Annotated in this window: 20 protein-coding genes; 6 read left to right on the top strand and 14 right to left on the bottom strand. The window is 67.6% G+C overall.

What is annotated here, in order from left to right:
* The 3 genes from HZ321_RS06560 to HZ321_RS06550 are packed head-to-tail and all read right to left on the bottom strand — an operon-like array spanning position 1 to position 2,930.
* Entirely contained in the window at positions 1-921 is a 921-nt protein-coding gene (locus HZ321_RS06560; protein WP_181701356.1) for a prephenate/arogenate dehydrogenase family protein, read from the bottom strand.
* Positions 918-2,024 carry a histidinol-phosphate transaminase gene (hisC, locus tag HZ321_RS06555; RefSeq protein WP_181701354.1) on the bottom strand — a complete coding sequence of 369 codons (1,107 nt, stop codon included), beginning with the start codon at positions 2,022-2,024 and terminating at the stop codon, positions 918-920. The genes HZ321_RS06560 and hisC overlap by 4 nt, the downstream gene beginning before the upstream one ends.
* Before the next feature lie 33 nt (positions 2,025-2,057).
* On the bottom strand, positions 2,058-2,930 hold the full coding sequence (locus HZ321_RS06550) for a chorismate mutase (RefSeq protein ID WP_181701352.1): 873 nt from the start codon (positions 2,928-2,930) through the stop codon (positions 2,058-2,060).
* A gap of 186 nt (positions 2,931-3,116) precedes the next feature.
* On the opposite strand from HZ321_RS06550, the gene metX reads away from it, so the two are divergent.
* Entirely contained in the window at positions 3,117-4,331 is a 1,215-nt protein-coding gene (gene metX / locus HZ321_RS06545; RefSeq protein ID WP_181701350.1) for a homoserine O-acetyltransferase MetX, read from the top strand.
* Positions 4,332-4,333: 2 nt separating this feature from the next.
* The gene (gene metW, locus HZ321_RS06540; protein ID WP_181701348.1) at positions 4,334-4,963 is read left to right on the top strand and encodes a methionine biosynthesis protein MetW; all 630 of its coding nucleotides are present in this window, start codon (positions 4,334-4,336) and stop codon (positions 4,961-4,963) included.
* Between the two features lie 6 nt (positions 4,964-4,969).
* On the opposite strand, the gene HZ321_RS06535 is transcribed toward metW, so the two are convergent.
* Complete coding sequence (locus tag HZ321_RS06535) at positions 4,970-5,743, bottom strand: class I SAM-dependent methyltransferase (protein ID WP_181701346.1); 774 nt, start codon at positions 5,741-5,743, stop codon at positions 4,970-4,972.
* Positions 5,744-5,865: 122 nt separating this feature from the next.
* On the opposite strand from HZ321_RS06535, the gene gloB reads away from it, so the two are divergent.
* Both gloB and HZ321_RS06525 read left to right on the top strand, forming a co-directional pair.
* Positions 5,866-6,636 (top strand): hydroxyacylglutathione hydrolase, encoded by a 771-nt coding sequence (gene gloB / locus HZ321_RS06530; protein WP_181701344.1) that lies wholly within the window; start codon positions 5,866-5,868, stop codon positions 6,634-6,636.
* On the top strand, positions 6,633-7,079 hold the full coding sequence (locus tag HZ321_RS06525) for a cupin domain-containing protein (RefSeq protein WP_181701342.1): 447 nt from the start codon (positions 6,633-6,635) through the stop codon (positions 7,077-7,079). Before gloB ends, HZ321_RS06525 begins: the two co-directional genes overlap by 4 nt.
* A 3-nt stretch (positions 7,080-7,082) precedes the next feature.
* On the opposite strand, the gene yddG is transcribed toward HZ321_RS06525, so the two are convergent.
* Positions 7,083-7,979 (bottom strand): aromatic amino acid exporter YddG, encoded by an 897-nt coding sequence (gene yddG, locus HZ321_RS06520; protein WP_342343815.1) that lies wholly within the window; start codon positions 7,977-7,979, stop codon positions 7,083-7,085.
* Positions 7,980-8,118: 139 nt separating this feature from the next.
* Here yddG and HZ321_RS06515 point away from each other — a divergent pair, with 139 nt between their 5' ends.
* Positions 8,119-10,290, top strand: coding sequence for a bifunctional diguanylate cyclase/phosphodiesterase (locus HZ321_RS06515; RefSeq protein WP_181701340.1), 2,172 nt, complete (start codon positions 8,119-8,121; stop codon positions 10,288-10,290).
* 15 nt (positions 10,291-10,305) lie between these two features.
* On the opposite strand, the gene HZ321_RS06510 is transcribed toward HZ321_RS06515, so the two are convergent.
* From HZ321_RS06510 to argH, 5 genes are all read right to left on the bottom strand, one after another.
* Positions 10,306-10,863: an HNH endonuclease gene (locus HZ321_RS06510; protein ID WP_181701338.1), complete on the bottom strand. Its 558-nt coding sequence runs from the start codon at positions 10,861-10,863 to the stop codon at positions 10,306-10,308.
* Between the two features lie 131 nt (positions 10,864-10,994).
* Positions 10,995-11,849, bottom strand: coding sequence for an SDR family NAD(P)-dependent oxidoreductase (locus tag HZ321_RS06505; RefSeq protein ID WP_206682727.1), 855 nt, complete (start codon positions 11,847-11,849; stop codon positions 10,995-10,997).
* Between the two features lie 16 nt (positions 11,850-11,865).
* Entirely contained in the window at positions 11,866-13,134 is a 1,269-nt protein-coding gene (gene lysA, locus HZ321_RS06500; RefSeq protein WP_181701336.1) for a diaminopimelate decarboxylase, read from the bottom strand.
* 52 nt (positions 13,135-13,186) lie between these two features.
* Positions 13,187-13,405, bottom strand: a complete 219-nt coding sequence (gene lptM / locus HZ321_RS06495; RefSeq protein WP_181701334.1) for an LPS translocon maturation chaperone LptM — start codon at positions 13,403-13,405, stop codon at positions 13,187-13,189.
* A 78-nt stretch (positions 13,406-13,483) separates the two neighbouring features.
* Positions 13,484-14,869, bottom strand: a complete 1,386-nt coding sequence (argH, locus tag HZ321_RS06490; RefSeq protein ID WP_181701332.1) for an argininosuccinate lyase — start codon at positions 14,867-14,869, stop codon at positions 13,484-13,486.
* A 28-nt stretch (positions 14,870-14,897) separates the two neighbouring features.
* On the opposite strand from argH, the gene tlpA reads away from it, so the two are divergent.
* Positions 14,898-15,533, top strand: coding sequence for a thiol:disulfide interchange protein TlpA (tlpA, locus tag HZ321_RS06485; RefSeq protein WP_244635596.1), 636 nt, complete (start codon positions 14,898-14,900; stop codon positions 15,531-15,533).
* Positions 15,534-15,564: 31 nt separating this feature from the next.
* Here tlpA and HZ321_RS06480 read toward each other — a convergent pair whose 3' ends face one another.
* The 4 genes from HZ321_RS06480 to HZ321_RS06465 all read right to left on the bottom strand — a co-directional run bounded on the left by HZ321_RS06480 (position 15,565) and on the right by HZ321_RS06465 (position 18,915).
* The gene (locus HZ321_RS06480) at positions 15,565-15,810 is read right to left on the bottom strand and encodes a hypothetical protein (RefSeq protein ID WP_181701328.1); all 246 of its coding nucleotides are present in this window, start codon (positions 15,808-15,810) and stop codon (positions 15,565-15,567) included.
* Positions 15,811-16,051: 241 nt separating this feature from the next.
* Positions 16,052-16,255, bottom strand: coding sequence for a hypothetical protein (locus tag HZ321_RS06475; protein ID WP_181701326.1), 204 nt, complete (start codon positions 16,253-16,255; stop codon positions 16,052-16,054).
* A gap of 83 nt (positions 16,256-16,338) precedes the next feature.
* Positions 16,339-17,586, bottom strand: a complete 1,248-nt coding sequence (locus HZ321_RS06470; RefSeq protein WP_181701324.1) for a CobW family GTP-binding protein — start codon at positions 17,584-17,586, stop codon at positions 16,339-16,341.
* A gap of 57 nt (positions 17,587-17,643) precedes the next feature.
* Positions 17,644-18,915, bottom strand: coding sequence for a serine hydrolase (locus HZ321_RS06465; RefSeq protein WP_181701322.1), 1,272 nt, complete (start codon positions 18,913-18,915; stop codon positions 17,644-17,646).
* Positions 18,916-19,075 lie beyond the last annotated feature (160 nt).

Below are 19,075 nucleotides of genomic sequence, written 5' to 3'. Positions count from 1 at the left end.
TCAGGATCCCTTGCGGCGGCCGAAATCGGGCGCGGGCGTCTCCTGCCCCATGCCGATGATGCCGCGGCGGATCGCACGGGTGCGGGTAAACAGGTCGAAGAGTTCGTCGGCCTCGCCCCAGCGGATGTGGCGCTGCAAGGCGATCAGGTCTTCGGTAAACCGGCCGAGCACCTCGATCACCGCTTCCTTGTTGTGGAGGAAGACGTCGCGCCACATCGTGGGATCGGAGGCGGCGATGCGGGTGAAATCGCGGAAACCTCCGGCGGAGAACTTCATGACCTCGGACTGGGTCACCTCCTCCAGGTCGGCGGCCGTTCCCACGATGTTGTAGGCGATGAGATGCGGCACGTGGCTGGTGATGGCGAGCACCAGGTCGTGGTGGTCGGCCGTCATCGTCTCCACGTTGGCGCCGAGACCGCGCCAGAAGCCGGTGAGCCGCGCGATGGCGGTCGGGTCGGCCGTCTCGTCCGGGGTCAGGATGCACCAGCGGTTCTCGAACAGTTCGGCGAAGCCGGCATCCGGACCTGAGTACTCCGTGCCGGCGACGGGATGGCCGGGTATGAAGTGTACATGCCCGGGCAAGTGCGGCCGCATCTGGCGCACCACGGAGCCCTTTACCGATCCGACGTCGGTGACGATGGCGCCGGGCTTCAAGTCCCGTGCAATCAGCTTGGCAACGTCTTCGCAGGCGCCGACGGGCACGCAGAGGATGACGAGATCGGCATCCTCCACGGCTGCGTCCGCCCCGGCATGCAGGCTGTCGCCGAGGGCGAGCGCCTCTGCGCGTTCCAGGTGGTCGGGCGAGGTATCCGCGATGGCGATCCGACGGACGAGACCCTTCACCCGGGCGCCCCGGGCGATGGACGAGCCCTGCAGGCCGATGCCGACGATGGCGAGCTTGTCGAACAGCGGCTCGATCATGCCGGCCTCGCCAGGAAGTCGGCGAGCGCGGCCACCGTGGCGCGGTTGGCCTCCTCGTCGCCGATCGTCATGCGGAGCGCGTTCGGCAAACCGTAGGCGGTGACGCGACGGAGCACGATACCGCGCCCGATGAGGAATTCGTCGGCGTCGGCTGCGGTCCGCCCCGCAGCTTCGGGGAAGTGGATCAGGATGAAGTTGCCGACCGACGGCGTCACGGCGAGGCCGAGCTTGCGAACTTCCTCCGCGGTCCAGGCGAGCCAGTCGTCGTTGTGGCGGACCGCAGCGTCGACGAAGGCCTTGTCGCGAACGGCGGCCGCTCCGGCTGCAATGGCCGCTGCGGACAGGTTGAACGGGCCGCGCAGGCGGTTGAGCACATCGACGACATGCTCCGGGCCGTAGAGCCAGCCGACGCGCAGGGCAGCGAGCCCGTAGACCTTGGAGAAGGTGCGGGTCATCACGACGTTCTCGGCCGATGAGACCATCTCGATCCCGCTCTCGTAGTCGTTGCGCCGGACATACTCCGCGTAGGCCGCGTCGAGCACCAGCAGGACATGGGGCGGCAGGCCGGCGTGAAGACGCCGGACCTCGGTGATCGGCAGGTAGGTGCCGGTCGGGTTGTTCGGATTGGCCAGGAAGACGACCTTGGTGCGCGGGGTGACTCGGGCAAGCAGCGCGTCGACATCGGTGGTGTGGTCGGTCTCCGGGGCGATCACGGGTGTGGCGCCGGCCGCGAGAATGGCGATCTTGTAGACCAGGAAGCCGAACTGCGAGTAGAGCCCCTCGTCGCCGGGCGCGAGATAGGCGGAGGCGAGCAGCGTCAGCAGTTCGTCCGAACCGTTGCCGCAGACGATGCGGTTGGGGTTGAGGCCGTAGGTGTCGGCGATCGCCTCCCGCAGCGCCGTCGATGCGCCGTCCGGGTAGCGCTCCAGGTGGTCCCCGACGGCGGAAAAGGCCTCGATCGCCTTCGGCGACGGGCCGAGCGGCGTCTCGTTGGAGGAGAGCTTGTGCAGCTTGACGCCCGGCGCGGCCTTGGACCGTCCGGGGACGTAGGCGTCGATCTCAAGCAGGCTCGGACGGGGCTGGGGACGGGCGGCGGTGGACATGGGTCAATCCGAGCGTGAATGCGGGAATGGGAATCAGCGGGCGCGAAGTTCGATCGGCGCGGCATAGCCGCCGATCAGGCGCACGTCGGCGAGTATGATACCGGCATCGTCGCGGGCCTTGTCGGCCGTGGCCGCAGCGACGGTGGCCGGGTCGCGGTTTTCCGCAGGGACGGCGACGACGAGGTCGGCGCCGATGGCTCCGGTGTGCCGGCCCCAGGGCGCGTGCCAGGCGATCACCTCGACACCCCGGTTGCGCAGCCAACGGTGAGCCGACGTGTCTGCCGGTCCGCGGCAGGCGAAGACGACCACCTCGGGGGCAACGGGGTCCTTGAGCGGCATCGACACGACCACGGCCGGCGTCGAGACCGGACGTTGCTCGACCCCGATGAAGGGCAGTCGGCCGATGATGCGCGGCGCCGGCGCGTCCGCGTCGAGCGGCGCCCACCACGGCGTCGGGGCTTCACCGAGGCGGATCACGGCAAGGTCCGACGTCGTGCGCGAGACGGCCGCGATGGCGTCCGCAGCCTGGTCGACGGTCTCGAAGGGAACGGTGAAGCCGAAATAGAAGCGCGCGACGTCGCGCGTCTCGGCGGCGTCGCCCGTTGCCACGTGAACGGTGTAGGGCGCTTGCAGCCAGGTGAAGGTGGAGATGATCTCGCGCCAGACATGCTCCACCGTGACGAGGGGAAGATGGCCGCGATGGCGGTCGACGAGCGCGTGCATCATGGACGCTTCGCGGGCCGGGCGGAAGGCCGCGCCGGGCTCGTCGGTCCGCTTGACGCTGATCAGCTGGTCGATGATCTCGCTGCGCTCGATCAGGAGCTTGTGCAGCTCGGCGTCGATGGCGTCGATCTTGGACCGGAGGTCGGACAGGCCGCGCGGCGAGGAGAGGTCGTTCAGGGACATGGATCCGGACGGGTCACGAGGGGGCGGGCGCCGCCGGGCGCCCTTGCGCGAAAGCGCGGTATTCATAGGGTGGAGCGCCGCTGAAGGCAAAGGAAAACAGGGTGCCGCGCGGTGCGCCTTGACAGCGCCCGGGCAGCATCCCTAGCTAGCGGCCTTCATCACGGGTTCCCCGAAGGTTTCAGTCCCATGTCGACCGTCGATACCGCAGAGCTGGAGCGCCAGGAGCGCTTGCGCCGTCACGAATCCGACGCGCCGTCCAGCCCGGTCATGCGGTTCGGGCCGGACCAGCCGCTCCGGCTCGACGGTGGTTCGTCGATCGCTCCATGGCAGATCGCCTACCAGACCTACGGCACGCTCAACGAGGCGCGAACCAACGCCATCCTGATCTGCCACGCCCTGACCGGCGACCAGCATGTGGCGAACGACCATCCGGTGACCGGCAAGCCAGGCTGGTGGACGACGATGGTCGGCCCGGGCCGGCCGATCGACACGGACCGGTTTTACGTGATCTGCGCCAACGTGCTCGGCGGCTGCATGGGAACGACGGGCCCGGCCAGCACCAATCCGCAGACCGGGCGGGCGTTCGGGCTCGACTTTCCCGTGGTGACGATCCGCGACATGGTGCGAGCGCAGGCCATGCTCGTCTCGGCGCTCGGCATCGACACGCTGTTTTCGGTCGTGGGCGGTTCGATGGGCGGCATGCAGGTGCTGCAGTGGGCGGCCGATTATCCGGCCCGCGTCTTCTCGGCCATCGCGATCGCCACCAGCCACCGACACTCCTCGCAGAACATCGCATTCCACGAGGTCGGCCGGCAGGCTGTCATGGCCGATCCGGACTGGCGCAGCGGCCGCTACATGGAAGACGGGGTCAACCCGAAGAAGGGCCTTGCCGTCGCCCGGATGGCGGCGCACATCACCTACATGTCGGACGCCTCGCTGCACGCCAAGTTCGGGCGGAACCTGCAGGATCGCGAGCGGCTGACCTTCGGGTTCGACGCCGATTTCCAGATCGAGAGCTACCTCCGGCACCAGGGCATGAGCTTCGTCGACCGGTTCGACGCGAACTCCTATCTCTACGTGACGCGGGCGATGGACTACTTCGATCTGGCTGCCGACCACGGCGGGGTGCTGGCACAGGTTTTCCGCGGGTCCAAGACCCGTTTCTGCGTCGTCTCGTTCACCTCCGACTGGCTGTTCCCGACCTCCGAGAGCCGGGCCGTTGTCCACGCGCTCAACGCGGCGGGGGCCAGCGTGTCGTTCGTGGAGATCGATACGGACCGGGGGCACGACAGCTTCCTGCTCGACATACCCGAGCAGTACCGGATCGTCCGGGGGTTCCTCACCGGGGCGGCGCGTCAGCGCGGCATCCCCGGTCCGGCGAGCGCCGTGGCGGGAGAGTGACGATGGTGGTCCCGACGCTTCCCTCCGCCGACGTCCGCGTCGACTTCAAGCTGATCGCCGACCTCGTCGCTCCCGGCAGCCGCGTGCTCGACATCGGCTGCGAGAACGGCGCGTTGCTGGAACTCCTGGAGCAGACCCGCGGTGTCGACGCGCGAGGCCTGGAGATCAGTCCTGCAGGCGTGCGGAACTGCGTCGCGCGCGGTCTTGCGGTGATCCAGGGCGACGCCGACAGCGATCTCGACCAGTATCCGGATCAGGCGTTCGACTACGTGATCCTCAGCCAGACGATCCAGGCGACACGCAACCCCCGGCACGTGCTGGAAAACCTCCTGAGGATCGGCCGCAAGGCGATCGTGTCGTTCCCCAACTTCGGGCACTACGACGTGCGGATCCGGCTGCTTCTCGGCGGCCGGATGCCGGTGTCGTCGCGGCTGCCCTACAGCTGGTACGACACGCCGAACATCCACTTCTGCACGATCCGCGACTTCGTCTCGCTGGCCGACGAGGTGGGCGCGACGGTGGAGAAAGCGATCGCGCTCGACGTCAACGGCGTCAAGCTGCCGTTCAACGCGCCGTGGTGGGTGTGGAACCTGATCGGGGCGCAGGGCCTGTTTCTGCTGTCGAAGTCCTGAGGCGGATCAGGGCGCCGGCGAACCGTCCAGCGATCCGGGCGTGAGCGTCGACACGCCGGCGGGGGCCGGCAGCAGCGCGGGGCGGAAGCCGGTGACCACCTTGGCCCGGCGGCGGATCGGCAGGCCATGGTAGAGCTGCTTGGTCGCCTCCACCATGATGACGCCCGCAAAGGCGGGCCAGAGGCCATGCCCGATGCGCTCCCATGTGGATGCGGAGCGTCGGAAGCGGCGGCGTTTCACCGGCAGCATGTGGAGCGCCTCGTCCCAGGCGACAGGCGAGAACAGGCTGTCGCGCAGGAGGTTGGTGAGCTGGCTCCTGGAAAACGGCCGTCCGTAGCCGAAGGGCGAGGTGTCGACGCGCGCCCAGAGCCCGCGTCGGTTCGGCACGATGAGGAACAGGCGCCCGCCCGGCGCCATCACGCGCCAGATCTCCCGAAGCACCTCGCGCGGGTCGTGCGACATCTCCAAGGCGTGGACGAGCAGCACGCGGTCCACGGCGCCGTCGGGGAGCGGAAGGGTGTCTTCGACCACGAGGGCGGACGACGAGGGACCGTCGGCCGGCCAGTTCACCACGCCCTGCGCGGCCGGCATGAAGGCGAGCAACCGTTCGGCCTCGCCGCGGAACAGGCTGAGATAGGGCGTCGTATAGCCGAAGCCCATGATCCGGTCGCCGCCAACCGCGCGCCAGTGGTCGCGAATGCGCGTGGAGAGTATCTCCCGGACGGTGAAGCCGAGGTCGCCGGTATAGAAGTCACGCAGGTCGACCACGTCCAGATGCATCGGGCTGGGGTCCGGTTTCCAAATGGGTTGGCCGCGCTCGGGTCCGACCCTATGGTGGGCGGCAACCCGACACGCTTTCGTTAACACGCAGAAGGCGCAGAGTCCCGTACGAGGTCCTGCTCATGGCCAGTCCCGAGATCGAACTTGTCCCCTGCCGCTCCGATAACTACGCCGTTTTGCTGCACGATCCGGAGAGCCATGCGACCGTTCTCGTCGATGCGCCCGACAGTGCCGCGATCGCGGACGTGCTGAACCGGCGGGGCTGGCGGCTGACCGACATCCTGATCACGCACCATCATCACGACCATGTCGCCGGTCTCGCCGACCTGAAGGCAGTGAGCGGCGCGCGTGCGATCGGCCCTGCCGCCGAGGCCGACAGGATCCCCGGGCTGGACGTCACCGTCTCGGGCGGCGACAGCCTGCAGGTCGGACCCTACAGGGTCGAGGTGATCGCCACGCCCGGCCACACGCTCGGTCATGTAGCGTATCATCTTCCCGATCAGGCGCTCGTCTTCTCCGGCGACACGCTGTTCGCGCTCGGATGCGGACGGCTCTTCGAGGGAACGCCGGAGGCGATGTGGCAATCACTGTCGACACTTGCCGGACTGGCCGATGAGACGGCGGTCTACTGCGGGCACGAATACACGCTTTCCAATGCGCGGTTCGCGCTGACGATCGAGCCGGGCAACGCGGCCCTGATCAAGCGGGCGGAGGCGATCGCCGCCGCACGCGAGGCGGGCCGGCCGACGATCCCGACGACGATCGGACTGGAGCGGGCAACCAATCCGTTCCTTCGGGCGGGGCAACCTGCCGTGAAGGCTGCGGCCGGTCTGCCGAACGGATCGGACGCCGACGTGTTCGCCGCGCTTCGGCGGATGAAGGACCGGGCATGAACCGGCTCGGGGCGAAAGAGATCATCCGGCTGTTGAAGATGGAGCCGCACCCGGAAGGCGGCTGGTACGTCCAGACGTTCCGGGACGAGCCGCCCGGCGGCGGGCGGCCGTTCTCGACGGCGATCTACTTCCTGCTCGACGTGGGCGACGTCTCTGCCTGGCACCGGGTCGATGCCGCCGAGGTCTGGCATTGGTATGCCGGCGGGCCGCTGGCGCTGACGATCTCGCCCAACGGGCACGATGCGACCTCGCTGCGGCTCGGGCCGGACCTCCTTTCCGGGGAGCGTCCGCAGGCGGTGGTTCCGGCGGGCCACTGGCAGACCGCGACCAGCCTCGGGGCCTGGACGCTGGTCGGGTGCACGGTCTCGCCGGGGTTCACCTTCGACGGTTTCGAGATGGCTCCGCCCGACTGGCGGCCGACGCCAAGGCCTGCGAGAGGCTGATGGTCAGGCCGGTTGCCGGTCGGCGCGGCCCCTCAGGAAGAGGTCCTTGGCCGCGAGCAGCGCACCGCCGGTGACCAAGAGGCAGGCGATGCCGGAGACGAGCGTCAGCCGGCCGTAGCCGGTGGCTACGAGCATCAGCGTGGAAAGGACCGGGGCGGCATAGGCTGCGGCGCCGAGCACCTGGATGTCGCCCCGCTTGACACCAAAATCCCAGACGAAGAAGGCGAGGCCGACCGGGAAGACGGCGAGCAGCCCGACCATGGTCCACTGGAAGGCGCCAACGGGCCAGACAGTTGTCTCCAGGAACACGTGGCAGACGAGGCTGAGCGCCGCCGTCGCGAGGCAGAAGCCCGCGACGGCCTCGGTCGGCACCGACGCCATGCGCCGGGAGACCACGGAGTAGATCGACCAGGTCAGGGCGGAGGCGATTGCCGCGGCATAGCCGAGCCCGTGCTCCGGTCCGAGGTCGAAGCCGCCGCCACCGCCGACCAGGAGCGCCGCCCCGACGAAGCCGATCGCGACACCCGCGACGTGATGGGCCTTCAAATGCTCTCCGGGAAGCAGCCCGGAGAAGAGCACGATCAAGAGCGGCCAGAGGTAGTTGATGAGGTTGGCCTCGACCGGTGGGGCGTTCCGGAGCGCTGTGAAATAGAGGGCGTGGAATCCGAACAGGCCGCCGACGCCCACGATCCAGACCGATAGCGGCTGCCGCAGTGCACCGAAACCGCGGCCGCGCAGGCCCATGGCGATGATGGCCGCCAGCCCGGAAATGCCGAAGCAGATCCCGTTCAGGAGAAAGGGAGGCACCTCGCCGGATCCGGCCGTGAAGACTCCCAGCATCGACCACATCAGCACAGCGGTCAGCCCGACCAAGGTGGCACGCGTTCGATCCAGCGACACTGAAAAGCCTCTCCGCTCACCCAGCCGAAAGGCCCGACGGCCCCGGCGAACCCGGTTCCATCAAACGCTGCCGCGGGCATGCGTCAAGCGTTAAGGGCTTCGGTCCTATGATCGCGGTCATCGCAACTTGATGACGACCATGCAAGTCCGACGAACAGACCCGCACAGTCTCGCGCATTTCCTGGTCCGGATCGCCGTTCCGGTGTTCCTGACCCTTGGCCTGACGATCGGGATCGTCTTCCTGGCGCTGCATCGTATGGGCGACGCCGTCACGCGGATCGACACGGAGTACACGGCGCGGACCGTTTCGCAATCGCTCGCGACGCTTCTCGATCGGTTGCGGACCACACAACAGGATTACGCCATCTGGGACGACGCCGCGGAGAACCTCTACGGCACGCCAGACGCCGATTTCGTCAACGAGAACATCCGCGATTCCACCGCAAACGAGAATATGTTCGATACCTCGCTGCTGTTCGACGAAAACGGTCGGACGCTGTTCGTCTTCCACAAGGGCGTGAAGGTCGAGGCGCAGGCCGAGCAGCTTCTCGGGCCGGCCTTCGGGCCACATCTGAAGCGCGTGCTCGCCAACAAGGAAGTGCTGCCAACCGCGCACTTCGGTGGGTCGCACTGGGGGCTGATCGGCTACTCCGTCGGACCGGTTCTTCCCTACGACCAATCGGTCGAGCTGCCCGAGGGCGAGAAGCGCTTTCTGCTCGTCGGCAAGCTCCTTTCTCCGGAGGCCATCAGCGAACTGGGCCGGACCTACTCGGTGGACGACCTCCACGCTGTCCCCGACCGGGCGGAAGCCCAACCCGGCTACGGCGTGGTCGATGCCGATGGGAAGGTGCTGACCCATCTCGTCTGGACGCCGCGCGAGCCCGGCACGGTCGCCTTTGCCGAAGCGAGCACGCTGGCACTCAGCGTCACGGCCGTACTCTTCGTCCTCGTCGGTTTCCTTCTCGCCGGCATCTACCGGATGCTCCGCGCGATCCGGGTGGGTGAAGAGAAGGCGCGCAAGGATTCGTTGCACGACGCTCTCACCGGGCTTGCCAACCGGGCGGCATTCCACGCCGACATCGACGTGCGGCACCTCGGAACGGCGAAGGCCCAGCCCACGATCGTTCTCTTCATCGACCTCGACGGCTTCAAGGAAGTCAACGACATCTACGGCCACGAGATCGGCGATCGGCTCCTGAAAGCCGTTGCGTCGGGCTTCAGCCGCATCATCGGCGCCGGCGGATTTCTCGCCCGCCTGGGCGGCGACGAGTTCGCCGTCATCCTTCCGGGCACGCTCAGCGACGGGGAAGCCGAGCGGGTCGGCGCGCAGCTGATCGCGTTCCTCGCGCACCCCATGGAGTTCGACGGGCGTATCATCCAGGTCGGCGCCTCGATCGGCATGGCCGGGGTGCGGGACGGGTCTATCAATGCCGTTGAACTCGTGCGCCGGGCTGACGTTGCGATGTATGCGGCCAAGGAGGGCGGCAAGAACCGGCTGGAGCGCTATGATCCGGTCCTCGACGAGGAGCGGACCGAACAGCACGCGATCGCTGTCGCGCTGAGGCAGAGCCTGGAGGATGACGCGTTCGACCTGGTCTACCAGCCCGTGATCGATGCGCGGTCCGGCCTGGCGACGTCCGTGGAGGCGTTGCTGCGATGGACGCGCCCGGGTGTCGGACCGGTTCCCCCGCGCGACTTCATTCCGATCGCCGAGGAAACCGGCGTGATCGGCCAGATCGGCGAGTGGGTGCTCAGGCGGGCCTGCCGCGACGCGCGCAACTGGCCGGATCTCAACGTGTCGGTCAACGTCTCTCCGGCCCAGTTCAGCGACCCCTCCTTCGACCGTCAGGTTGCCCGGATCCTGCAGGAGGAGCGCTTCGATCCGAAGCGGTTGGAGCTGGAGATCACCGAAACGTATCTTGTGGCCCACCCCGACCGGGCGCAGCGAACCATCGAGGCGTTGCGGGCACTGGGGATCTCCGTGTCGCTCGACGATTTCGGTACCGGCTTCTCGTCGATCGGATATCTGCGGCGCTTCGCCTTCGACAAGCTGAAACTGGACCGTTCCCTGATCACCGGCGTAGCGACGAGCGACACCTCTCAGAGGCTCGTGCATGCCACCGTGGCGGTCGCCGATGCGCTCGGGATCCGGGTGACGGCCGAAGGGATCGAGGGAGAGGACGAGGCGATGCTGCTCCGGATCGCCGGATGCCAGGAGCTGCAGGGCTTCCATTTCGCCCGGCCCAAGCCGGCGCGGGAAATCGACGCCATGGTGCAGCAGCGCGGCGGGATGTCGTTCATGGTCGCCTGAGGCGGCGAGGGACGATCACGGATCGAGTTCGGTATCCCAGTAGAGAAAATCGAGCCAACTGTCGTGCAGGTAGTTCGGCGGGAAGAACCGGCCGTTGTTGTGGAGATCCTGCACCGATGGCGCAAAGGGATGGAGGTGCAACTCCATCCCGGCCTCCTGAACCGTCTTGTTGGCCTTGCGCAGGTTGCAGGGCGAGCAGGCGGTGACGACGTTCTCCCAGGTGGTCTGTCCACCCTTGGAGCGCGGCAGCAGGTGGTCGAAGGTCAGGTCTTCCTTCGACGCGCAGTACTGGCATTGAAAACGGTCGCGCAGGAAGACGTTGAACCGCGTGAAGGCGGGGTGACGCGACGGCCGGACGAAGGTCTTCAGCGACACGACGGACGGCAGCCGGAACTCGAAGCTCGGGCTGCGGACGACCAGATCGTATTCGGAGACTATGTTCACGCGGTCCAGGAACACAGCCTTGATGGCGTCCTGCCACGACCAGAGTGACAAGGGATAGTAGCTGAGCGGACGGTAGTCCGCGTTGAGGACCAGCGCCGGATGGGCGTCCGGCGAGACGGCAATCGTCACCTACGCTCTCCTCGACAGAATCCCGATGCGGGTCACCGGGATCGCGTCGCGGATAATGTATAGCGTCTGTGTCAGGCCTGTGAAGCGGCTCCGGCAGGATTTAACAACACCTTGCACCGAATCGTGAACGGCTACTGCTCCGCGTCGGACGCCTTGGCCAGGAAGGCGTGGAAGGCCCGTGTGGGCAACAGGCGCTTCAGGATCCACAGCGCCTTGGTGGGAGTTGTCACCCGGTAGGCGGGGCGTGGGTTGGGGTTTTCGCAGGCTTGGATCAAGCAGGCCACAACCGCCTCGGGCGGCAGCTTGAAGCGGTTGGCGCCACCGCGCTTCATGCGCTCCAGCCGGCGCAAGTAGACCTCGCGGTGGGGCGAGCCGTCTATGTCTATGTTTTCGTGGAACTTCTTCATCGATGATGGGACGAAAGCCGTGGCGATCGGGCCCGGCTGGATCGAGATCACGTCGATCCCGGTACCCCTCAGCTCCAACCTGAGCGTGTCGGTGAGGCCTTCCAGAGCATGTTTCGAGGCGTTGTAGGCGCCGCGGTACTTCATGGCGATGAAACCGAGAATCGACGAGCATTGGACGATCCGACCGTGACCGCGGGCCCGCATGGCGGGGATCAGGCGGACGGTGAGGTCGTGCCAGCCGAAGACGTTGACCTGGAACTGGGCGCGCAGGACATCCGGGCGCAGATCCTCCACGGCCCCGGGCTGGCCGTAGGCGCCGTTGTTGAAGAGGGCGTCGATCCGGCCCCCCGTCGCCTGGAGAACGGTGTCGGCACAGGCGGCGATCGAGGCAGGATCGGCGTAGTCGAGATAGACCGGCGTGACGCCCGGGACTGCGGCAAGGCGCGCGAAATCCGTTTCATTCCGGACAGTTGCGAACACCCTCCAGCCGCGCGCGGCCATGTCCCGGGCAGCGGCGAAGCCGATCCCGGTGGAGGTGCCGGTGATCAGGATGACACGCTGGTCCGCCAAGTCGGCCATCCGTTCACCTCTGCGGTCAGTCGAGCCAGGGCGGCAGGCGGTCGAGGCCGATCAGGTCGTCGTAGGTCGGCCTGGGTCGGACCACGTGGAAGCAGTCGCCGTCGACCAGGACCTCCGGGGCAAGCAGGCGCGAGTTGTAGGTCGAGCCCTGGACGGCGCCGTAGGCACCGGCGGAGAAGATGGCCAGCATTTCACCCGCGTGAACATTTGTCAGGCTACGTCCGAGAGCCATGTAGTCGCCCGTTTCGCAGACCGGACCGACTACGTCGCCTACAAATCTCTCCGAGCCGGGGAGCGGCTCGATCACCGGCCGGATCTCGTGCCAGGCCTCGTAGAGGGTCGGGCGGATGAGATCGTTCATGCCCGCGTCGATGATGACGAAGGTGCGCTCGCCGCCCTTCTTCAGGTACTCGATCGTGGAAACGAGGATGCCGGCATTGCCGACGATGAGGCGGCCCGGCTCGAACAGCACCTCGCAGTCGAGTTCCTCGACGTGGCGGCGGACAACATCGGCGTAGGCGCGGGGATCGGGCGGCGGGGCATTGTCGTCGCGGTAGGGAATGCCGAGGCCGCCGCCGAGGTCGACATGGTCGATGGCGTGTCCGTCGGCCCGCAAGCGCCTGATCAGGTCGCCCAGGCGGCCGAAGGCACTGTCGAAGGGACCGAGTTCGGTGATCTGCGAGCCGATGTGCATGTCGATGCCGGTCACCCGGATCCCCGGCAGGGCAGCGGCGCGGGCGTAGACCCTCGGTGCGTCGAGGAAGGGGATGCCGAACTTGTTCTCCGACTTGCCCGTGGAGATCTTGGCGTGGGTCTTGGCGTCCACGTCGGGATTGATGCGGAAGGAGACCGGCGCTTCGAGGCCCTTTCCGGTCGCCACGGCGGAGATGCGCTCCAGTTCCGGCTCGCTCTCCACGTTGAAGCACTTGATGTCGACGTCGAGCGCGAAGGCGATCTCGGCGGCCGTCTTGCCGACGCCTGAGAACACCACCTTGGATGCGGGGATGCCGGCGGCAAGGGCGCGCCGCAGTTCGCCTTCCGACACGATGTCGGCTCCCGCGCCGAGCCGGGCAAGGGTGCGGATCACGGCCTGGTTTGAGTTCGCCTTCATGGCATAGAAGACATGCGCCTTCATGCCGGAGAAGGCTTCGGAGAAGACGCGGTAGTGCCGGACGAGGGTGGCGGTGGAGTAGACGTAGAAGGGCGTACCGACGGCCTCGGCGATCGCCGGGACCGGAACGTCCTCGGCGTGGAGGACGCCGCCTCGATAGTGGAAGTGGTGCACCGGTCGGGCTCCTGGATCGTCCGCAGGGACGATCGATCAAGGGATCTGACGATCAGATCAAGGGATCGAGGACGAAAGGCTTGTCCGGCTTGGGGGCAGCCTCCTCCTCGCTGGAGGCGGGCGTCGCGATGACGCCGATCAGCGAGCTCGGCGGATTGGCGGCCTCCGGCGCGCCGCCGGGGGGCTCCAGCGCGCCCTTGCGGCCGCAACCTGCCGCGGCGAAAGCCACGCAGGTGAGGATGAGGACGCTTTTCAAAGCCGAACTCGACATCAGGGCCGTCCGATTCTTCTCCGGTGCGGGGCGATCATACCCAAAGGGCAAGCGTCGTCACGCAAAAGTCGCTGCTATTCAGCTGGAAGCGAGTTCCCGCCGCCAGCGGGCGACCTCGCGGCGGACGTTCTCGGGCGCGGTGCCGCCGTGACTGACGCGACTGGCGACGGATTTCTCCACCGAGAGCACGTCGAACACCGCATCGGTGATGCCCGAATGGACCGCCTGCATATCGGCCAGCGGCACCTCATCCAGCGTGATCCCGCGCTCGGCCGCGATGGCCACGATGCGGCCGGTAACGTGATGGGCGTCGCGGAAGGGAATGCCGAGAACGCGAACCAGCCAGTCGGCGAGATCCGTGGCCGTCGCGAAGCCGCCACCGGCGGAGGCGCGCATGCGCTCCACATCAGGCTTCATGTCCCGGACCATGCCCGTGGTCGCGGCGAGCACGAGGGACAGCGTCTCCAGGCTGTCGAAGATCGCTTCCTTATCCTCCTGCATGTCCTTCTGGTAGGTCAGGGGCAGGCCCTTCATGACCACGAGGAGAGCGTTCAGGTCGCCGATCACCCGGCCGGTCTTGGCGCGCACCAGTTCGGCCGCGTCGGGATTGCGCTTCTGCGGCATGATCGAGGAGCCGGTGGAGAAGGCGTCCGACAAGCGGATGAAGCCGAACTGCACGGTCGACCAGATCACGATCTCCTCGGCGAAGCGAGACAGGTGAACCGCGCAGATCGCCGCCGCCGACATGGCCTCCAGGGCGAAGTCGCGGTCGGAGACGCTGTCGAGCGAGTTGGCCGTGGGTCGGGCGAAGCCGAGAGCCTCGGCCGTCCTGTGGCGGTCGATCGGGAAAGAGGTGCCGGCGAGCGCCGCCGCACCGAGCGGGCACTCGTTGAGCCGGGCGCGGGCATCGCGAATGCGGCCGCGATCGCGGGAAAGCATCTCGACATAGGCCATCAGATGGTGGCCGAAGGTGACCGGCTGGGCCGACTGAAGATGGGTGAACCCCGGCATCACCGTGGCAATATGAGCCTCGGCCTTGTCGACCAGCGCCACCATGAGTTCGGTCAGTTGCCCCTCGATGTGGTCGAGGGTGTCCCGGACCCACAGCTTGATGTCGACGGCAACCTGGTCGTTGCGCGAGCGGGCGGTGTGGAGACGGCCGGCGGCCGGGCCGATCAGCTCGCGAAGGCGCGCCTCGATGTTCATGTGAACATCTTCCAGGGATCGCGAGAACGTGAAGGTGCCCGCGTCGATCTCGGCCTTGATGGCGTCGAGGCCTTCAGCGATCTTCGCGGCGTCGTCGGCGGAGATCACGCCTTTTTCCGCCAGCATGGCGGCATGGGCCTTGGAGCCTCGGATGTCCTGGGCGTAGAGCTTCCGATCGAAGTCGATGGAGGCGTTGATCTCCTCCATGATCGCGGCGGGACCGGTCTCGAAACGGCCGCCCCACATGCGGTTGCTCATCAGGGTACTCCAGAGGTCGGGCAGTTCAATGGTGCAGAAGCAGGGACTCGGGCTGATCGCTGCAGCGGCAGTCGCGGGGTTGGCCGCGGGTCTTGCAGGCGTATACGTGACGGGGTGGGGTCAAGGCAACGACGAAGCCGGGATCTGCGCGCCTTCGACGGCACAAGCCGCGGCGCTGAAACCGTTTGCCAGCGGCGATCTAGCCGCATTCCTTCCCGCCGAGACCCCCGTTCCGCTCGGCAGCCTGGCGTTCATGAGCCCGGATGGCGCGCCGATGACGTTGGCCGACCTGGAGGGCCGGACCGTGCTCCTCAATCTTTGGGCGACCTGGTGCGGCCCATGCCGCAAGGAGATGCCTGCACTCGACCGCCTGCAGGCCGAACTCGGCAGCGAGCGCTTCGAGGTGGTGGCGGTCAACGTCGATCTCGGCGGGCCGGAGAAGCCGGACGCCTTTCTGGAGGAGACGGGGATCAAAGCGCTGGCGCGCTATCGCGATCCGACCATGAAGATCTTCAACGACCTGAAGACCCGGGGCCTTGCCTTTGGGATGCCGACGACGCTGCTGATCGATGCGAAAGGCTGCCAGATCGGTGCGCTGCACGGTCCGGCGGAGTGGGATTCCCCGGCTGCCAAGGCCCTGATCGGAGCGGGGCTCGGCTCCTGATCCTTGCAGCCAAGCTCCCCAGAGACGTGGATCAGGCCCGGTTGCGGGCGCCGCGACGGAAGAAGGACGACAGCCACTTGCCGAGTTCGGTGACGTGGTCGCGCTCGCGGGTGGACATGCGCACCACAACGCTTGCCCGCTTCTGCCGCAGGGTCATCGCGTCGAAAGTCGCCTTGGCGTCGTCGTAGGAGGATCCGGGAATGCGGACGGCAAAGGTGTCGCCGTTGATCGTGATCGAGAACAGATAGGTCTCGGGCTTCGACAGGTCGATTGGCACGAACGAGCATCCCTCGGTTCGCCGGACTGGGCATCAGTTCGCGGTTGCGAACGCCCCTGTCTTAAGCCGTCGCAGTGTGGCGAAACATGGTTAACGAGGGGTTAAAACGGCGGCATGGTCGATTAAGGGGCGCTGTGTTGCATGAGGGGTACAGGTCGTCACTGCCGCATACCCGGATTCGGACCAGTTGACGACAGGGCCCGGCAAGACCGCGGTGCGGATTCGTCGGTTCGGGTGAGGATCAGACCGTAACGTCGAGCGCGCCGCCCATTCCGGGAGGCGCGGCGGCCTGGATCGACTGGGCGTTGGAGGTGGCGGCAGCGAGCAGATCCACGACCGCTGCGTCCGCGGAGGCCTGCTGCTTCATGACGGCCACGCTCAGCGCCTGGCGGGTGGTCTCCGCCTGAGAGGCGACAAAAGCGGCTGCGATGCTGGCGGCGTCCATCGGTGCTGATCCCCGGCCCCTCGGAATGGGCCGCCTCGTGAGACTGACCGGAGCACTCTGCCGTCTGCAGGATGAGGAAAGGCTTAACGCCGGGCGGACGGTGCGGTGAACCCGGACAGGGCGAGCGGGTTCTCGGTCATCGACTGCCGGTCCGGCGTGTCCGGACGGAGCACCCCGGCGAAGGCGTCGAACAGGCGACGGACAAAGCCCTCGGGAAGGTCGCGGGTGATGAAGACGAGCCGGGTGCGGCGGTCGCCATCTGGCCAGCGCTCCAGCCGGACGGGCGGGTGAAAGACCTCCTGGACGCCGTGGATGACCAGCGGACGCTCGGGATCCTCGGCGATGCGGACGATGCCTTTCATTCGCAATACCTTGGGGCCGTGCGCCGAGCGCAGCAGGTCGAGAAACATCTCCAGGCTGCCGGCCGGCAGGGCCTGATCGGCCGCCAGGGTGAAGGACCGGATGTGCGCGTCGTGGCGGTTCACGTCGTGCGCATGATCGTGGCCATGATGGTGGCTCTGGCCGTGATTGTGATGGTGGTGGTGACCGTGGTCGTGGTCGTGGTCGTCAGGGCCGTGGGATGTGGCGGGGCGCCGGTCCAGATAGGCCTCCTCGTTGAGCCAGCGGGCGACGTCGGCGGACTTGGTGTCCGGGTTCCAGAGGCCGGTGTCGGTCAATGCGCGGCCCTCGGCCTCGCCCTTTGCGGCATCCAGGATCGGGGCTGCCGGGTTGAGGGCGCGAAGGCGGGCGATCAGCGCGGGCGCCCGGGCCGCGCCCGCGGCAAGGTCGGTCTTGGTCAGGACGATGCGGTCGGCGACGGCCGCCTGCTTCACTGCTTCGGCCTGGGCGTCGAGGGTCGCGTCGCCATTGACGGCGTCGACGACGGTGATGACGCCGTCCAGGCGGTAGCGCATCACCAGGTAGGGATGGGCCATGATGGTGTGGAGCACCGGGGCAGGATCGGCGAGACCTGTGGTTTCGATCACCACGCGGTCGATGCGCTCCAGGCGGCCGTTGTCGAGCCCGCGCAGGAAGTTCTCCAGGGTGGCGACGAGATCGCCGCGGATGGTGCAGCAGAGGCAGCCGGAGGCGAGTTCGACGATGCCGTCGTCCTTGGCTTCGACGAAGAGATGGTCGAGGCCGATCTCGCCGAACTCGTTGATCACGAAGGCGGCGTGCTGGAAGGCCCGGTCCTGGACAAGGCGATTGAGCAGGGACGTCTTGCCGGCGCCGAGGAAGCCGGTGAGCACGGTGACGGGAATGGGCGCTTTCGGCTGACGGGTGGGCTCGGCGCTGGAGACCGATGCCTGGTTGTCGTGGGGCGCGCTCATCAAGGCCATCCATTCTCGCCGGCCGGGAACGGCCGGCGGTCGATGGCCGGATATGGATCAGCCGCTGTTGCCGCGCAAGCCCAGGATCTCGATCGGGGGCGGGGCGGGCGGCAGCACGCCGACGGTGGCGCCGGATGGCGCAACGGTCGTCGGGGCCGGGGCGGCGGTGGGCGCGAGCTGGCTGCGGCGGGCCGGGTTGGGCAGCGGCAGCGGCGGCAGGTCGGCATCGAGCGGGACGCCGGATCCCGCGGGGGACGGCACGAGGTCGACCGTGCCGCCAAGCGCCACGGGGACCGGGTCCATCAGCTTGAATGGCGGCACCAGGTAGGAGCGCGCCTCGCCCTTGCCGACGCCGGCGGTGGCCACCGACTGGTCGTCGGCATCCTCGCCTGCGTTGCGGTTCTTGCCGCAGACGAAGTCCCGCATGTCGGTGGGCAGGGATGGCGGCGCCACGTCCGGGCGGAGCGTGTCGAGCTTGACCTTGCGGCTGAAGAAGCCGCCGGTGGCGCGGAAGCCAGCCTCCAGGAGCTGGGCCGCCTTTTCGGCACGGACGCGGGCGTTGCGCTCGCCGAGCACGACCGCGACCAGCCGGCGGCCGCCGCGGGTGGCGCTTGCCACGACATTGTATCCGGAAGCGCAGATGAAGCCGGTCTTCATGCCGTCGGTTCCGGGGTAGCGCTCCAGCAGGTGATTGTGGGACTTGATCACCTTGGCGCCCAGGGAGAGCGCCGTGATGCGGAAGAGCTCGGAATACTGCGGGTATTCGGCGATGATGGCGCGGGAAAGGACCGCGAAGTCGCGCGCGGTGGACCACTGGCGCGGGTCGGGCAGGCCATTGGGGTTAACGAAGCGGGTGCCGTCCATGCCGAGGCGGCGCGCCTCCGCGTTCATCAGGGCGACGAACTCGGCCTCGCCGCCGCCGACCGTCTCGGCGAGCGCGACGGCGATGTCGTTGGCCGACTTGACGATGAGCATCTTGAGGGCGGTGTCGACGGAGAGCGCCGTGCCGGGCTTGAAGCCCATCTTGGACGGCGGTTCCTTGGATGCGTTGGCGGTCATCACCACAAGCGAATCCGGCCTGAGGCGGCCCTGCTCGATGGCGCGGAAGGTGACGTAGGCCGTCATCATCTTGGTGAGGGAGGCGGGGTACCACGGATCGAAGGCCTGGCTCTCGGCAAGGACCTCGCCGGTGCGCGCGTCGAACACGAGGTAGGGTCCGGCGGCCGCGGGCAGGGCGGCGGCGATCGCGAGGGTGCCGGCCAAGGCGGCGGCGGTGACGCGGCGGGACAATCGGCGGAAGGCGGCGGCGGTCTTGGTGCGAACGGTCACGGGCGGATCGGGCTCTTCTTCAAGGAGGGGCGCGGAGGCGGCCTGGTCGCGCCGCTGCCGGCGAAGTGCGGGATGGGCGAATCCGGTCCGAGCGGCTCACGCCCCTTTTAACGCAAGGCGAGGGTGCTTCGCAAAGGCGCCGCGAGTCCAACGATGGATG

The organism is Chthonobacter albigriseus (assembly GCF_013839445.1).
GTDB classification, from domain to species: Bacteria; Pseudomonadota; Alphaproteobacteria; order Rhizobiales; family Pleomorphomonadaceae; genus Chthonobacter; species Chthonobacter albigriseus.
This window is presented reverse-complemented; position numbering and strand designations above follow the sequence as displayed.

Coding starts and splice junctions, on each gene's coding strand:
- HZ321_RS06560 (WP_181701356.1), bottom strand. CDS start 921: ATGATCGAGCCGCTGTTCGACAAGCTCGCCATCGTCGGCATCGGCCTG.
- hisC (WP_181701354.1), bottom strand. CDS start 2,024: ATGTCCACCGCCGCCCGTCCCCAGCCCCGTCCGAGCCTGCTTGAGATC.
- HZ321_RS06550 (WP_181701352.1), bottom strand. CDS start 2,930: ATGTCCCTGAACGACCTCTCCTCGCCGCGCGGCCTGTCCGACCTCCGG.
- metX (WP_181701350.1), top strand. CDS start 3,117: ATGTCGACCGTCGATACCGCAGAGCTGGAGCGCCAGGAGCGCTTGCGC.
- metW (WP_181701348.1), top strand. CDS start 4,334: ATGGTGGTCCCGACGCTTCCCTCCGCCGACGTCCGCGTCGACTTCAAG.
- HZ321_RS06535 (WP_181701346.1), bottom strand. CDS start 5,743: ATGCATCTGGACGTGGTCGACCTGCGTGACTTCTATACCGGCGACCTC.
- gloB (WP_181701344.1), top strand. CDS start 5,866: ATGGCCAGTCCCGAGATCGAACTTGTCCCCTGCCGCTCCGATAACTAC.
- HZ321_RS06525 (WP_181701342.1), top strand. CDS start 6,633: ATGAACCGGCTCGGGGCGAAAGAGATCATCCGGCTGTTGAAGATGGAG.
- HZ321_RS06515 (WP_181701340.1), top strand. CDS start 8,119: ATGCAAGTCCGACGAACAGACCCGCACAGTCTCGCGCATTTCCTGGTC.
- HZ321_RS06505 (WP_206682727.1), bottom strand. CDS start 11,849: ATGGCCGACTTGGCGGACCAGCGTGTCATCCTGATCACCGGCACCTCC.
- lptM (WP_181701334.1), bottom strand. CDS start 13,405: ATGTCGAGTTCGGCTTTGAAAAGCGTCCTCATCCTCACCTGCGTGGCT.
- argH (WP_181701332.1), bottom strand. CDS start 14,869: ATGAGCAACCGCATGTGGGGCGGCCGTTTCGAGACCGGTCCCGCCGCG.
- tlpA (WP_244635596.1), top strand. CDS start 14,898: ATGGTGCAGAAGCAGGGACTCGGGCTGATCGCTGCAGCGGCAGTCGCG.
- HZ321_RS06475 (WP_181701326.1), bottom strand. CDS start 16,255: ATGGACGCCGCCAGCATCGCAGCCGCTTTTGTCGCCTCTCAGGCGGAG.
- HZ321_RS06470 (WP_181701324.1), bottom strand. CDS start 17,586: ATGAGCGCGCCCCACGACAACCAGGCATCGGTCTCCAGCGCCGAGCCC.